Genomic DNA, 14528 nt, shown 5'->3' on the forward strand with positions numbered 1-14528 from the left:
CTCAGCCTCAGCGGTGATGGGGAGCAGCTCACCTTCTACAAAGCCAACAAGCTCTCCCCCAAAGAGGTGGAACAGCGCAAGGCCACCGGCAAGCCCATCTGCGAGAAATGCGGGGGCGTGGGCTACAAAGGCCGGGTGGGGGTGTACGAGTTCATGCGCATGAACGACCGCCTGGCGGATTTGATCAACAAAGAAGCTCCCACGGAGGTGATCAAAGAAGCAGCGGTGGAAAGTGGCATGAAAACCCTGTTGGCCTACAGTCTGATGTTGGTGAAGCAGGGCCTGACCACGCTGGAGGAGGTGGATCGGGTAACCCTCACCGATAAAGGATTGGAAAGCGAGCTGAAAGCCCGCGCCAAGGCTCTCAGCACCTGCCGCAACTGCGGTGCCGCCCTGCATGTAGACTGGATGGACTGCCCCTATTGCCTGACGCCGAAGTTTTAGAAAACCGGGCTTGTCACTTGACGAGGCTGGGGTGCCGACTATAACAGTCCTAGACAGGGATCCTGTACCGTTGTTTCTTCAACATCGCTTTGGCCGACGGCTCTTTGGATAGATAGCTTTACTGACTTCTACTGACTTTGGAGAACCCAAACCTATGCCCCAACTGATGATCGAAGACTTGATGGAGGCAATCGTCCAGAAGGGCGGTTCCGACATTCATATTTCGGTGGGTTTGCCCCCCTACTTCCGCATCAATGGCGAACTCCAGCCAACAGAGCACGAGCCCCTCACGCCTGAAGAGGTGCAGCGGCTCATCTTCAGCATGTTGAACAACACCCAGCGCAAACACCTGGAGCAGAACTGGGAGTTGGACTGCTCCTACGGCGTGCGTGGGATCGGGCGCTTCCGCGTCAACGTCTACCGGGATCGCGGCACCTATGCCTGTGCCATGCGGGCGTTGGCCTCTGAGATCCCCAACATCGACAAGCTGGGCCTGCCGGATGTATGCAAAGAAGCCGCCCGCCTGCCACGGGGTCTGGTGCTGGTGACCGGCCCCACCGGATCCGGCAAATCCACTACGCTGGCCTCCATGATCGACATGATCAACCGCGAGCGGGCCGAGCATATCCTCACCATCGAGGATCCTATTGAATACATCTACACCCCCATTCGCAGTATTGTTCACCAGCGGCAGTTGGGGGAAGACACCAAGAGTTTTGCCAATGCCCTACGGGCGGCCATGCGGGAGGATCCGGATGTGATCCTGATCGGGGAGATGCGGGATCTGGAAACCATCCAGTTGGCCATTACCGCCGCCGAGACGGGCCACCTCTGCTTTGCCACGGTGCACACCAGCTCTGCTGCCCAGACGGTGGATCGCCTGGTGGACGTGTTCCCGCCGGAGCAGCAGCAACAAATCCGCGTGCAGCTCTCCAACTCCCTCAAAGCCGTCTTCTCGCAAACTTTGGCCCGCCGCCTCAACCCCAAGCCAGGAGAACCGGGGCGGGTGCTGGTGCAGGAGATCATGGTGGTGACGCCGGCCATCGCCAACTTGATTCGGGAGGGCAAGACCGCCCAGATCTACTCGGCCATCCAGACAGGGGGTAAGCAGGGCATGAAGACCCTGGAGCAGGATCTGGCCAACCTCTACCTGCAGGGCAAGATCGACTTCGATACGGCCATGTCCAAGACCTCTCGCCCTGAGGAGTTGCAGCGACTTTTGGGCAACGTCACCGGGCCATCGCCAGCCGCGGCAGCTCAACACCAGCGGCCCGCAGCGGCTGCCGCCCGTCGCTAAACGCTGGCTCCAGGGATCCCTGGCTGAGAGTTCCTCGCCAACCTCTGGCCGCCGGCCCCATTTGTAGCTAAGCTCTAGCTGAAGAGAGCGTCGGTTTGTCTAAGGTTGCGAGACTGAGCCAAGGGATCCCATTCCGGCGTGTCGAACTAACGATCCAAGCAGGGGTAAGCCATGCCGCGCTACAAGGTTCGGGGGCTAAAGGCCGGTCAGCCGGTGCGCCTGACAGTGGTGGCCAACAATTTGACCGAGGCCCGCGCACGGCTGCGCCGGGAGGGCGTTTTTGCCAAACAGGAAGACATCCAGGAAGAAAAGCCCTTCTTCTCCCTGGATACCTCTTTTGATTTCTCGATGATGGGATCCATCGACATTCGCGACAAGGCGGTGTTCTCGCGGCAATTTGCTGCCCTGATCAACGCCGGCGTGTCGATGGTGCGCTCCCTAACCATTATGGAGGAGCAGACCGGCAACCCCAAGCTCAAGAAATACCTGCGGGCGATTCGAGCGGAAGTGGAGGCGGGGAAGAACCTGTCCGATTCCATCCGCCCTTATCCGGATGCCTTTGACGGCCTCTACTGCAGCATGGTGCAGGCGGGGGAGGTGGGCGGTGTACTCGACGAGGTGCTCAACCGGCTGGCCAAGCTGCTGGAGGACATGGATCGCCTGCAGAAGCAGATTAAATCGGCCATGACCTACCCGGTGGTGGTGACCATTTTGGCCGTCTTAATCTTTTTGGGCATGGTGCTGTTCATCTTGCCCACTTTTGAGAGCATCTACAACGACTTGGGGGGGGAGCTGCCCGCCTTTACCCAGTTTTTTATCAACATCAGCAAGTTCCTGCGCACCCCCCAGTACAGCTTAGGCCTGGTGGGCTTTTTGGTGGCGGTCTTTTTTGCTTTCCAGCGCTTTTACCGCACCCCCGCCGGCAAGGAGACCATTGATGCTCTGGCCCTCAAGCTCCCCATTTTCGGCGACCTGATCCAGAAATCGGCGGTGGCCCGTTTTTGCCGCACCTTTGGGGCCCTCACCCGCTCCGGGGTGCCGGTGCTGACTTCTTTGGAGATCGTGCGCGACACTTCCGGCAACCAGGTGGTGGCCAACGCCATCGACGCTGCCCGCCAATCCATCTCAGAGGGGGGGCAGATCGCGCCGGCCCTGGATAAGGCCAAGGTCTTCCCGATCATGGCCATCCAGATGATCAGCGTGGGCGAAGAGACGGGGGAGCTGGATGCCATGTTGATGAAGACGGCGGACTTCTACGAGCTGGAGGTGGAGGAGGCGGTGCGCGCCCTCACCAGCTTGATCGAGCCGCTGATGATCGTGATCTTGGGCGGGATGGTGGGCTGCATCATCGTGGCCATGTACCTGCCCATGTTCAACGTGTTTGAGCTAGTGAAGTAGCGACTGAATCCCCAGGGCAACCAGAACCCATCGGGAGGAGGAAGGGATCCATGCTGCGGCGGTGGTTGGTGGCCCTGGTGGTGTTTTTGGGAGTGGGGCTGGCGGTCTTGCTTTCGGAACAGCCGACGGGATCCCTGCTGGGGCGGGTGGAGCTGCCGGCAGGGGTGGCGCCGGGGAACGTCCAGGTGATTGCCGCCGGCCCGGTGAGCCGCAGCATCAGCCCGTCTGCGGAGGGCGAGTACCGCCTGGATCGATTGCCCGTTGGGGAATACCGGGTGACGGTGCGGGGATCCGGCCTAGAGACGGTCTCCAGCGAGAGACCCGTGCAGGTGCGGGAAGGGGCGATAGCTTCTGCTCCTCTCCTACGCCCGCAGCTTCTGCCCCCCAGCCTCTACCTCTACAGCCTCAGCTCGGTGTTCACGACCGCAGAGCCGGCACGGCTGCAGTGGCGGGCCAGTGGCCTGGGAGCGGTGCAGTTTGCCCTCTACCGCTTTTCCCTGGCTGATTTGGAAGGATCCCCTTTCTTGCGGGATCTGGCCGATGCTGGCTATGGATCCCTGGCTCCGGATTTGTATTCCATCCTGCGAGGAGAGCTGGTGCGCCGTTGGCAGCAGCCGCTGGGGGGAGAAGAGCTGACCCGCACCCTGGAGCTGGGGATCCTGCCGCCGGGGGCCTACTGGCTGGAGGCGGAAGGCCAACAGCCGCGGCAGGCGGCGGCGCCGCTGCCTTGGGCGGGGGAGTGGCTTTTGGTGAGTGACCTGGGCCTCATCCAGAAACAGGATGCCAGCCAGTTGGTGGTGCAGGCGGTGCATTTGCGGGAATTGCGTCCTCTGCCGGGGATCCAGATCCAAGTTTTCGGGGAGTGGAGGGATCCCCTCATTGCCACCACCGACGAGGAGGGGCTGGCCCGGTTTAGCTTGCCGACAGGGGAGAGATCCTCGCTGGTGGTCTATGGCCACAGCGCCGACAACACGTTGCAGGCTTTGTCCCGCAGCTATGCCTATGGCTGGAACCAGCCCCACCGCATCTACGCCTACACGGATCGTCCCCTCTACCGCCCCGGCCAGACGGTCTATTTTCGCGCCCTGGTGCGGGAGCACGACCGCCTCACCTCGGCAGGCCAGCCGGTGCAAGTAACCCTCACCGCCCCCGACGGCGATGTGCTGGGCGAGCAAACCCTGGCCACCAACGCTTTCGGCAGCGTCCACGGGCAGTTTCAATTGCCGGAGGAAACCCCCCTGGGCAGCTACGGCCTGGAGTGGCGGGTGGCCGGGCCGCAGGGATCCAGCCGCGAGTACACCGCCTTTGAGGTGGGAGCCTACCGCAAACCGGAGTTTGAGGTGAGGGTGGTGCCCGACCGGCCTTGGCTGGTGCGGGGGGGATCCCTGAAGGTACAGGTGGAGGCCGAGTATCTTTTCGGGGCGCCGGTGGCCGCTGCCCAGCTTCGCTACTGGGTTTACAGCAGCCCCGACTGGAGCCTGCGCTACGGGCTGTTGCCCCGTTCGGGGGCAGAAGACTATTTTGCCGGCGACCTGGGAGAGGAGCAGGGCTACTACGGCGGCTACGGGGGGCTGGTGGCGGAAGGAGCAGGGGTGACGGATGCCCAGGGGCGGGCGGAGTTTCGCCTGGAGCGCCTGTTGCAGGATCTGGACTGGGAGGAAGACAGCTACTGGGGCCCGCAGGAGGTGCAGCAGTTGCGCATCGAGGTGGAGGTGAGCGATATCAGCCGCCGCAGCGTGACCGGAACGGCACGGGCCTGGGTGACGGCCGGCCAATTTGCCCTCTTTGCCGAGGCCGATCGCCACCTGCCCGCTCCAGGGGATGTCATCACCTACCGGCTGCAAGCCCGCGACTACGACGGCCAACCGGTCAGCACCGCCGGGGAGCTGAGCCTGGAGCGCTGGCGCTGGGATCCCCAGAGCAGCGTCTACCGACGGCAAGCCACTCTGCTGCGGCAATCTTTTCAGGTTGTCAACGGCGAGGGCAGCCTGGTTCTGCGCCTGCCCGCCGACCTGGAGCCGGGAGACTACCGGGTGCGGCTGACGGCCCAGGATCCTCGTCGCTACCGCGTGCAGGAGGTAGACCATCTCTGGGTGGTGGAGCCGGGCAACCCCCTGCCAAGTTGGGGATCCCTGCCCAGCCTGGAGGTGGTGGCGGATCGCCAGATCTACGAAGTGGGGGAAGAGGCCCAGCTCCTGATCGTCTCGCCGCTGCCGGATCTGCCGGTGCTGGTGGGTCTGGAGGGATCCCGGCTGCACCAGGTACAGGTGCTGCGCCTGCAGGGGCATACGGCCACCCTGCGCCTGCCCATCCGGGAGGAGTATCGCCCCAACCTCTACGTCACCGCCACCGTCCTCGGCCCGGAGCGGCGGCTGTACCAGAACGGGGCTCTGCTGCGGGTCTCGCCGTTGGATCGCTTTTTGCAGGTGGAGCTGCAGACGGATAAGCCCACTTATCAACCAGGGGAGACGGCCCAAATTCAAATCCGCACCCGCAACGCCCAAGGGCAGCCGGTCAGCGCCGAGGTGGGGCTGGGGATCGTGGACAACGCCCTCTACCTGCTGCGGCCCGACTTCACCCCCGATATCCGCCGCTTCTTCTACGGGCGCCAGGACAACCAAGTTACCACCACCACCTCTTTCCCTCAGCAATACCCCGGTGGTGCCGACAAGCTGGCCGGCCAGGTGCGGGAAGACTTTCGCGATACCGCCGCCTGGTTCCCGGATTTGGTGACCGATGCCGATGGCTTAGCCCAGGTCCAGGTGCGCTGGCCGGACAACCTGACTACCTGGCGCTTGACCGCCCGCGCCGCCACCGCCGACACCCAGGTGGGCTCCGCCCTAGCCACCGTCGCTGTCAGCAAAGACCTCTTGGTGCGCCTGGCCACCCCCCGCTTTTTCCGGGTGGGGGATCGGCTCACCTTAGCGGCCATCGTGCAAAACCGCACCGGTCAAGCCCAAGCAGTGGAAGTGGGGCTGGAAGTGCCCGGAAACCTAGAAGTGCAGGGCCCCCAACGGCAACGCCTGACCGTGCCCGCCCAAGGGGCGGAGCGGGTGGAATGGCCGCTGCAGGTGCTGGGGGCCGGCGATACCCCTGTGCGGGTTTGGGCGCAAGGGGAGGGGCTGCAGGATGCGCTGCAACTGCGGATCCCCAGCCAGCCCTTGGGAGCAGTACACCGCTTCTTCCAAACGGGGCGGCTGCAGGCGAACAGCCTTGAGCTGCCTTTGGATTGGCCGGCCACTTGGGTGCCGGGATCCCGACACCTGCATCTGGAACTGGCCGCCAGCCCGGCAGCGGAGCTTTTGGGGCCGTTGGACTATCTCGTCCAGTTCCCCTATGGCTGCACCGAGCAGACCTTGAGCCGCTTTTTGCCCGCCTTGGCGGTGGCCCAGGCCAGCAAGCAGTTGGGCTTGAACCTGCGCTCGCCCACCCTGGAGCGGCTGCCGCGGGTGGTTCGAGCCGGCCTGCAGCGGCTGGAGGACTCCCAGAACTACGACGGCGGCTGGGGCTGGTGGGCCTACGACACCAGCAACCCCTACCTGACCGCCTACATCCTGCAGGGCTATCATCTCGCCCAGGCCGCTGGCTATGCCCTCAAGGAGTGGCGGGTGCAGCGGGCTTTGGAGTACCTGGCTGGGCAGCAGTTCCAACCCCTCTCCCCCGATCTGCGGGCCTTTGTGGCCTACAGCCTGGCCCTCTGGGATCCGGCGCTGGTGACTGCCGAGCTGCCGCCGCCGCCGCAGCTTTCCACCTTTGGCCTGGCCTACCGCGGGCTGGCCGCCCTGCAACAGGGCCAGCGGGATCCCGCCCAAGCGGCTCTGGATGAGGTTCTAGAGCGGCGGCAAAGGGATCCCCAGGGGCGCTGGTTTCTTCCTGCCGCCTCCGCCCCGCCAACCGGCGAGCGCTCCACCTACGACGACCTGGAGGTGGCCGGGCCCCTCTTGCAACTGGCCGTGCGCCTGCAGGATGGCCGCGCTGGCGAGATCGCCACCGCCCTTCTCCAGCAGCGGCAGGACAACCGCTGGCGCACCACCAAAGCCACCGCCGACGCCCTCCTGGGCCTGGTGGCCTACTACCAAGCCCAGCAACAGCAACAGCCTGGCCCCGGCCAGGTGCGGGTGTTGGAGGAGGTGAGCGGAGCTGAACTGGTGCGTTGGCAGGCCGGCGGTGCGGATCCCCGCCAAGTGCTGGACTGGGACGACGCCGAAGTGAGCACCCTGCGCCGCCTGCGTTTGGAAAAATCCGGCCCCGGCCCCCTCTACTACAGCTTGAGGGGAGAAGCTTTTGTTCCCAACCCTCTGCCCTCTCAAAGCCAAGGCTTTGCCGTCGGCCGCAGCTACTTCCGCCTACAGCCCCAACCCCAAGCCAATGGAGAGATCCGCTACCGAGAACAGCTCCTGCGCCCCGGCGAGGCGGTGCGCGCCGGCGAGGTGCTCCTGGCCCGGCTGACGGTGGAAGCTGAGCGCGATAGCCACTATGTGGTGATCGAGGATCCCTTGCCCAGCGGCGCCGAGATCACCTCCCAGGATCCGCGGCTGCTCACCGGCTCGGCCCCCGACTACTGGTGGGACTGGTTTTGGACCCATCAAGAAAACCGCGACGACCGCGTGGCCTTCTTCAGCACCGAGCTCAGGCAGGGCCGCCACGAGTTCGTCTACCTCTTCCGTCCAGAGATCCCCGGCCAGTTCCAGGTGGCCCCTGCCCTGGCGGAAGAAATGTACGATCCCAGCCGCTATGGCCGCAGCGCCAGCCACTCCCTCAGCGTTCTTCCCTAAAGATGCCTGTTACAGCCACCTGACCGAAAACAGCGTCAGTGTTGCGCGAGGGCTGAGGCGATGAGGCATTGAGCACGGCTGGGGCGGCCCCAAAGCACCTGCTCCTGTTTGTAGACAACCATGCCGGGCGGGGATCCCTTCGGTTTGAACACCCATTTCGGGCGGGTATACACCACAGGCACCTGTTCGCTGAGGCGACCGCGGCTGAAATGAGCCGCCAAATCGGCAGCCGCCTGCAGATCCTCGCTTTCGGCCACGGCGCCGGGGGGCAAGCGCAGCAGCACATGGCTGCCGGGGATCTCCTGGGCGTGAAACCACCAATCGTGTTCCTGGGCCACGCGAAAGGTCAGTTGGTCATTTTGCAGGTTGTTGCGCCCCACCCAGATGGGGAAGCCACTGGGGCTGGTAAAGCGATGGGGGTTGAAGGGTTGTGGTGGGGAATGCTTTGATCCCATCCGTGAGGATTCTGTCCCGCTGTGGCGAGCAGGACTCTCCAAGTAGCGCTGTTGGATCAGCTCGGTCTCAATTTCCTTGAGGGCGGCCAAGTCTTGGGGATCCCGATAGGTTTCCAGATGCTGCAGAGACGCTTCCACCTGCTCCAGGTATCTGATCTCCTGCTCTACCGCCTCTTGCAAAGGCCGCACAGCTTCCTGAGCCCGTTTTTGTTTGCGGTGCTTGCGGTAGTAGGCTTGGGCATTGAGAATGGCATTTTTCTCCGGGTCGAGCGGGATCTTGATCGTCTGGCCGCTGGCAAAATCTGGCAGCTCGATGTGGTGCAGCCCTGGCCGCCAGAGGTGGAGGTGGGCCATCAACAAGTCGGCAGCTCGTTTCGAGGCTTCCGCTTGGGTGGATTCGGCCAGCATCGTCTCAAATTGCTCTCGCCGCTGATAGAGCTTTTTCAGCAGGGTGGACACCTTTTGCAGCAGGCGGTGGCGCTCTCGCTCAAACTGTTCGCGGTTGAGCTGAGCTTGGTAGTAGTCTTCCAGAAGTTGGTGCAAGGACTCCGTCGGAGGGCTGACGGGACGGCTTGCCCAACCGAGGACGGTGTATCCCTGGGGAGTGGGCGCCGGCTCAAACCGGCCTGTTTCCAGACGGGTGAGCCAGTCCTGCCACCTGGCAAACAGCGCCTGCCAATCATGGACAGACAGGTGATCGCTGGGGGTCTGCGGCGGGATCCCAGCCTGATGACACATCGCTTCCACCAAATGCCGACTGAGACCGCGATAACCGTGCAACAGCCGTTGGCCGATGGGGCCGGGGATCAAGGCGATGCGTTCTTGCCAAGAGGAGAAAGGCTCGGATCGCTGTGGGATCGGCGCAGTCAGGGCTGGAGGGGACTCGTAGGGAAGGCCCGGCTGCACCGGACGCACCCGCGATTGCCGCTCGCTCACCCCATGGCCGCTGGCCAAAATCAGGCCTGCCTCGTCCACCAAAATGGCGTTGCTGTGCTTGCCCATCACCTCTAGGTAGAGATGGCGCTGCGGGGGATCCCCGGGCCGAGGGGCAAAGCGACAGTCGATCACCCGTTCCCACTCGTCTGTGAGAGCCAGCGCCGTCAGCGCCAAACCCCTCAGTTGCCGTTGGAGAAACTGGCTAAATTGAAAGCCGTCCGGCTCTTTGGCAGGAGGCTGACAGAGGTGGAGACGCGCCGCTTGGGGATGCCAGCACAACAGCAGGCAGGGGCGGGCAGTGAGCGTGCGCAAACCGATGACCACCGTCCACAGATCGGTCTGTTGGACCCATTCCACGCGGGCGGGCAACCAAGAATCCCGCCCTGCCGCTGCCCCCGTCAGATCCGCCAGCACCGCACGCAGGGTGGTCAGATCAACCGGCTGCATCCCTGTTGCTCCTGGTCGCTACCCAACCCTTGAGGGTTCACTCACGGCCTAATCTTCGTCCTCCTCTTCTTCGTCATCCTCGCCTTCCCATTCCTCGTCCAGATCCAGCAGCAGAGCATAGAGCTGATCGAAAAGCTCTGGAGGCTCATCCGGGGTGAGCAGATAGGGATCCCCTTCCTCGGGCAAAGCAGCATAGATCAAAACGGGATCCAGGGGAGCAAAGATGCCGTATTTCTTCTCTTGGTAGAAAAACGTAGCCAGCAGTTGAAACTCCTGGGCATCTTCTTCGCTCTCGCCCAGCTCGAACACATCTTCCTCTTCGACGGGGGGCAGCTCTCCCTGAACCGTAAGGATGTCAAAGCCATTCTGCTGCAAGGTCAGGTTCAACTCCCCCAAGACCGCCTGGATGGTGGGGATGGCAGCCTGTAGCTCTTCCGGATCCGGCTCGTCCAGGATCCCTTCCATGTCGGCGTCTCCGTTCACCGCCTGGTTGGGTTCCCCTTCCCAAACCAGCACTTTGATCACGGCATCGACAGGAGTGACCAGCGCATAGGTCTGCCCATCGATGACCACCTGCCGCAGAATCTCGCACTTGAGAGGCTGGTTCTGCTCGTCGCGGAGCATCAAGGTTTCATGCGATTCAGTCATTGAAAACAGCCCAGGTTAGGAAAGATGGGGGTGTACAGAAGCCCATTCTCCCATGTTCTGCCCCCTCGCAAAGTTCAGGGATCCCCTGCCAACTCGCCATCAGCACTTTGTGCTTCGGCTGCTCGTTCTGCCTGGGTTAGGGCTTCCAGGGCCAACAAAATCTCTTCTTCTCGGCGGGCGTAGGTGTCTTCGTCAATTTCTCCCAAATCTAGCTGGATTTGCAAGGCTGTAAGCTCTTTTTGCAGGTTTTCTTTGTTATCCAGTTGTGCTTCGGCGCGTTCTTGAATTTGCTCCGCTAGCCAAAGCAAGCTTTGGGCCGGCCACGTCAACAACTGCCAAACCATCTCACATCTCCCAAAGCTAATAAACAACCCCTGCGATCCTATCAACTCGGATCCTCAGATGCCGTCGCCCCAGCTTAGCGCAGAGAGGAGACTAATTGTCCCGGCAGTGCTGCTCGATCCAATCCATCAACTCCCCATCGGAATGGGTGCACAGCCGCTCCCCTGTGATCGGGTCTTGGACAGACCACCAGACCCTGCCGCTACCATCTACCCATTGACGCACGCGCAGCTCATCGCAAGCCGTCAAAACCGCTTTTAGGCTCTGCCAAAGGCGGCGCCATCCTCCAAACAGCGCTGGAGAGGAAGGATCCCTGCTGCCGTACTCGGCTGCCAGTTGCCGCTCCTCTTGCTCTAACAATTCCACCAAGCGGGTGTTGTTGGCCGCTCTGGCTGCTGCCAAACGATGGGCCAGGGAAGCTGCCATGTTGTGGCGATGGCGGGCAAGGAGACTCACCCCACCCCTTTCAGCGGCTGCATTCATGAGGCTGCTCTCCAGCATCAGGAGCTCTACACGATCAATCCTACCGAAAAATCTGTAGTTAAAGATACGGAAAATACCCAAACCATCGATAACGTGTTTTGGAAAGTGGGATTACGGTCATTCCGATCTAGACCCACCTCGGTGAAGCTGAACATTAGTCGGGCCTGCTAGGGATGGATGGTTCCGTCGGGGAGGATGGCCCCGCTCAAGTCAGCAAATCGATCCCAGCCGGGACTTAGTTTTGCGCCCGTTAGGTTTGCTCCTTTGAGAGAGACGTTCAGCAAGTCTGCCTCCCGCAGGTCTGCCCCGCTCAGGTCGGCTCCTTCCAGGTTTGCCCCCCTCAGGTCTGCTGCCCTTAAGTCGGCCCCGCTGAGGTTTTTCACATCAGCCTGGCCGTTAACAATCTCCCAGACCAGCCGCCACTTGGGATCCATCTGCGTTTCGGCAGAGACTAGGGATCCCTCTAGACTGACCCGGCTCAAGTCGGCCCCGCTCAAGTTGGCTCCGCTGAGATCAGCCTGGCTCAGGTCAGCCCCGCTCAAGTTGGCTCCGTTGAGGTTGGCTGCTCTCAAGTTAGCCTGCTTCAAATTGGCCCGGCTCAGGTTGGCTCCGCTGAGGTTGGCCCCACTGAGGTCTAATCCTCTCAGATAGGTCTGGGCCAAGCTGGCCTCGCTTAGATCGACCCCTCGCAGATATGTTCCGTTTAGGTTAGCTCCGCTCAGGTTGGATCCTCTCAGACATGCCTGACGTATCCGGCTCAGGTTAACCCCCCTCAAGTTGGCTTGCCTGAGGTTGACCCCCTCCAGGTTAGCTTCACTCAGATCGGCTTCGGTTAAGTTGGCGTTGTCCAGGTTCGCTCCCCTTAAGTAGGCTCGGCTTAGGTTTGCGGAGCGCAAATCGGCCCCCTCTAAGTCGGCCTCGCCTAGGTATGCTGCACTCAGGTTTGCGCGGCTCAGCTTGGCCCTGCTCAGGCGTGCTGCTTTCAAGTTTGCCCGGCTTAGGTTGGCCCCCTCTAGGTATACCTCGCTCAGGTTAGCCCAGCTCAGATCAGCCCGGCTCAGGTCAGCCTGGTACAGACGGGCTGCTCCCCCCCCCTCTCCTTTCCCTAGGTCGGCTCCCCTCAAGTCTGCCCCACTTAAGTCAAGCCTATCTAGACTGGCTCCCCTCAGGTCAGCCCAGCGGAAGTCTCGCTCTCCGGCTCTGTATCTGGCTTGGATATCTTCGACTTTACGGAGAGGAAGCGGATGCGCTTTTGCTACCTGCACAAGCTCCGGATCCGCTGACTCCAGCAGTGTTTTCCAGGCTGCAAATTGAACTTTCCAAGCCAAACCTTTTTGCATGACGGTTTGGATAACAAGTTGAGCCCCTTTTTCGCCATATTGGAGCGCTTCCTCAATCGCTCGGATTCGCACTTCCAGATCGGGACTGGCTAGGTCTTGCTCAATAGCCACCAAGCCTCCCATGACCGGATCGGAGCCGGCCAATTGCTGCCCACCCAGAACAGGATCAAAGGTTTCCGCCATCCCTACACCTCAAGTTAACCTTCCAACTACCTGCTGCTGCATAAGCCATAGGCCCGGTCAGTTTTGGCAATTACTTCAGCTTGGTAAGCTTCCAGCCCCCAAATCGACCACCAAAATCAGGGATCCCGTAGCCCAAAGCAGCCGCTGTCTGTTGGATCCCTGGGGAGCTAATGGTTTTGGTAGGGCTGCTACATCCCGCCAGAAGACCAGGACTGAGAACTTAGGAGGGGAAAAACGAAGAAGGGCTGTCGACTTCGATGGGGCCCAGCCCTCTTTTTTGCACCAGCGTTCGCAGCTCCTGCACAAGCTGTTGGTCTTGGGAGGCTGTGCGCGCCCCGGACTCGGCAGCCCATGCCTTTAAGTCCTGAATCTGGTCGCGGGCGATGGCGGCCAGAGGAACGGTTTGGCGAATGGCGCTGAGGATGTCCTCCTGGGTAAACTCGCGGGGTGGATCCTGGTTGAAGGCCATGTGCATGGCATCGTAGATGGTCTGTTCAATTTCTGCCCCGCTGAAATCTTCGCTGGCCATGGCCAGCTCAGGGTAGGAGAAATCCCGCAAGCGGTTGGGCCGCAGCCGCTGGATGTGGACTTGGAAGATTTCCTCCCGCTCCCGTTGGTTGGGCAAATTGACAAAGAAAATCTCATCAAACCGGCCTTTGCGCAGCAACTCAGCCGGCAAGATGCGGACATTATTGGCGGTGGCAACAATAAAAACGGGTTTGGTTTTTTCCTGCATCCAGGTAATTAGGCTGCCGAAGACCCGCTTGCTGGTGCCCGAATCTCCTGAAAACTCGCTGTTGACGCCGCCAAAGGCCTTATCCAACTCATCAATCCACAAAACACAGGGGGCCATAGCTTCGGCAATTTGGATCATCTGGCGCACGCGGCTTTCACTTTCGCCGACGATCCCGCCGAAGAGTCGCCCCACATCCAGCCGGAGCAAGGGCATGCGCCACTCGCGGGCTATGGTTTTGGCACAGAGGGACTTGCCGGTGCCCTGGATCCCGGCCAGCAAAATGCCCTTGGGGCTGGGCAAGCCATAGTCTCGGGCCTGGGCACTAAAGCTGTTGCGGCGCTGGCGAATCCAGGCTTTGAGGTTTTCCAGGCCGCCGACATTTTGCAGGGTCTCGGAGGGGTTGTAAAACTCCAGGATTTCCGTCTGGCGGATGTATTGCTTTTTCTCTTCCAGAACCAGGTCGATATCGCCCTCGCTGACCTTGCCTTTGGCGGCTAGGGCGCGGGCCAGGATCCGCTCAATGCGCTGCCGGGTCAGCCCTTGACAGGCTCGAACCAGTTGTTCCCGCGCTGGGCCGCTTAGCTCCAGTTGACGGGCAGGGATCGCGCGGGTAACGATCCGCTCAATTTCGTCGATGCTGGGCAGGGGAAAATCATAGACTACAATTTCCTCGCGCAGCTCGGCAGGGACAACGGCTTCTTGGCCCAGGAGGATGATGGACTTGCGGCTGTGGCGGCTCTCTCTGGCCAAGGTTTTTAGGTAGCGGATAACGGGATAGTTATCTGAGCGTTCTGGATTTCTCAGGGTGGGGTTTAGATCCTTGAGAACACAAATAACCGCCTCGTCCTCTTTGATAGCGCCGATGCGGCCCAGAGCAGGCATCAATTGACCTTTGTTTTGGCCGTTGTCTGACCAGCCAGAGACGATATCCCAGATTAGGAGTTTGCGCTTGGGTTTGAGAGAATCGGCCAGAACTTGTAGCAGCTCCTCTGCCGGGGCTTCTTCGGGAGTAACCAGGTAGATCAAAGGGTAGCGAGCGCGAAC

The 14528-nt window shown here is 61.5% G+C and carries 9 protein-coding genes and 1 pseudogene; 4 read left to right on the forward strand and 6 right to left on the reverse strand.

Annotated features, from left to right (window positions below; translation table 11 throughout):
- The 4 genes and pseudogenes from NW857_RS09480 to NW857_RS09495 all read left to right on the forward strand — a co-directional run.
- Positions 1–444: pseudogene (locus NW857_RS09480) on the forward strand (type II/IV secretion system protein); the annotation flags it as partial.
- A gap of 154 nt (positions 445–598) precedes the next feature.
- Positions 599–1741 (forward strand): type IV pilus twitching motility protein PilT, encoded by a 1143-nt coding sequence (locus NW857_RS09485; RefSeq protein ID WP_414368780.1) that lies wholly within the window; start codon positions 599–601, stop codon positions 1739–1741.
- Between the two features lie 171 nt (positions 1742–1912).
- A complete protein-coding gene (locus NW857_RS09490; protein WP_414334118.1) occupies positions 1913–3139 on the forward strand; it encodes a type II secretion system F family protein in 1227 nt (408 codons plus the stop codon).
- Positions 3140–3189: 50 nt separating this feature from the next.
- Positions 3190–7914, forward strand: a complete 4725-nt coding sequence (locus NW857_RS09495; RefSeq protein WP_414368782.1) for an alpha-2-macroglobulin family protein — start codon at positions 3190–3192, stop codon at positions 7912–7914.
- A gap of 35 nt (positions 7915–7949) precedes the next feature.
- On the opposite strand, the gene NW857_RS09500 is transcribed toward NW857_RS09495, so the two are convergent.
- The 6 genes from NW857_RS09500 to NW857_RS09525 form a co-directional block, all read right to left on the reverse strand.
- A complete protein-coding gene (locus NW857_RS09500; RefSeq protein ID WP_414368783.1) occupies positions 7950–9752 on the reverse strand; it encodes an NFACT family protein in 1803 nt (600 codons plus the stop codon).
- 48 nt (positions 9753–9800) lie between these two features.
- On the reverse strand, positions 9801–10400 hold the full coding sequence (locus NW857_RS09505; protein WP_414334123.1) for a DUF3727 domain-containing protein: 600 nt from the start codon (positions 10398–10400) through the stop codon (positions 9801–9803).
- Between the two features lie 74 nt (positions 10401–10474).
- Entirely contained in the window at positions 10475–10744 is a 270-nt protein-coding gene (locus NW857_RS09510; RefSeq protein ID WP_414334125.1) for a gas vesicle protein GvpG, read from the reverse strand.
- A 91-nt stretch (positions 10745–10835) separates the two neighbouring features.
- Positions 10836–11225: a hypothetical protein gene (locus tag NW857_RS09515; RefSeq protein ID WP_414368785.1), complete on the reverse strand. Its 390-nt coding sequence runs from the start codon at positions 11223–11225 to the stop codon at positions 10836–10838.
- Positions 11226–11392: 167 nt separating this feature from the next.
- Positions 11393–12748 (reverse strand): pentapeptide repeat-containing protein, encoded by a 1356-nt coding sequence (locus NW857_RS09520; RefSeq protein WP_414368787.1) that lies wholly within the window; start codon positions 12746–12748, stop codon positions 11393–11395.
- A gap of 220 nt (positions 12749–12968) precedes the next feature.
- Positions 12969–14528, reverse strand: a 1560-nt coding sequence (locus NW857_RS09525) for an AAA family ATPase (protein ID WP_414368789.1), incomplete at its 5' end; no start/stop codon positions are given.

It is taken from the genome of Synechococcus sp. H55.9 (genome assembly GCF_047462355.1).
GTDB lineage: Bacteria > Cyanobacteriota > Cyanobacteriia > Thermostichales > Thermostichaceae > Thermostichus.

Excerpts from the sequence above, each read along its gene's own strand:
- NW857_RS09485 (WP_414368780.1), top strand. The coding sequence starts at position 599 with ATGCCCCAACTGATGATCGAAGACTTGATGGAGGCAATCGTCCAGAAG.
- NW857_RS09490 (WP_414334118.1), top strand. The coding sequence starts at position 1,913 with ATGCCGCGCTACAAGGTTCGGGGGCTAAAGGCCGGTCAGCCGGTGCGC.
- NW857_RS09495 (WP_414368782.1), top strand. The coding sequence starts at position 3,190 with ATGCTGCGGCGGTGGTTGGTGGCCCTGGTGGTGTTTTTGGGAGTGGGG.
- NW857_RS09500 (WP_414368783.1), bottom strand. The coding sequence starts at position 9,752 with ATGCAGCCGGTTGATCTGACCACCCTGCGTGCGGTGCTGGCGGATCTG.
- NW857_RS09505 (WP_414334123.1), bottom strand. The coding sequence starts at position 10,400 with ATGACTGAATCGCATGAAACCTTGATGCTCCGCGACGAGCAGAACCAG.
- NW857_RS09510 (WP_414334125.1), bottom strand. The coding sequence starts at position 10,744 with ATGGTTTGGCAGTTGTTGACGTGGCCGGCCCAAAGCTTGCTTTGGCTA.
- NW857_RS09515 (WP_414368785.1), bottom strand. The coding sequence starts at position 11,225 with ATGAATGCAGCCGCTGAAAGGGGTGGGGTGAGTCTCCTTGCCCGCCAT.
- NW857_RS09520 (WP_414368787.1), bottom strand. The coding sequence starts at position 12,748 with ATGGCGGAAACCTTTGATCCTGTTCTGGGTGGGCAGCAATTGGCCGGC.